The sequence below is a fragment of the Rhodococcus jostii NBRC 16295 genome (assembly GCF_001894825.1).
Taxonomy (GTDB): domain Bacteria; phylum Actinomycetota; class Actinomycetes; order Mycobacteriales; family Mycobacteriaceae; genus Rhodococcus_F; species Rhodococcus_F jostii.
Window position 1 is genome coordinate 1 of record NZ_BCWY01000233.1, and the last position, 535, is coordinate 535.

Annotated in this window: 1 protein-coding gene; it reads right to left on the bottom strand. The window is 66.9% G+C overall.

Translation table 11 applies throughout. The features are described from left to right. Window positions 1–535 (bottom strand): NAD-dependent malic enzyme (locus tag RJ1_RS44910; RefSeq protein WP_276526518.1); only part of this gene is annotated, 535 nt, incomplete at both ends.

Consider the following 535-nt stretch of genomic DNA (forward strand, 5'->3'; position numbering starts at 1 on the left):
GGTGACGCCTTCTGCACGAGCAGCGGCGGCGACTGCCTCCGCAACAGCGGGGGCGACGCGAGGATCGAGCGGGCTGGGAACGATCTTGTCTACAGCCAACTCGTCACCGACGACCGAGAGGATTGCCTCGGCGGCGGCAAGTTTCATACCTTCGGTGATCCGGCGGGCACCGGCATCGAGCGCACCGCGGAACACACCGGGGAAGGCAAGCACATTGTTGATCTGGTTCGGGAAATCCGAGCGTCCGGTGGCCACGATCGCCGCATGCTTGCGGGCGACGTCCGGGTGGATCTCCGGGTCCGGGTTCGACAACGCGAACACGATCGAATCCGTCGCCATCGTCGCGATCAGCTCCTCCGGCACGGTGCCCGCGGACACCCCGAGGAACACATCCGCACCATCCAAGGCTTCGACGATGCCGCCGCGGCGGCCGGCCGGGTTGGTGCGGGCGGCCAGGTCGACCTTGACCTCGTTCAGGTCCTTGCGGTCGGCCGAGACGATGCCCTTCGAATCGAGGACGGTCACGTCGGCGATA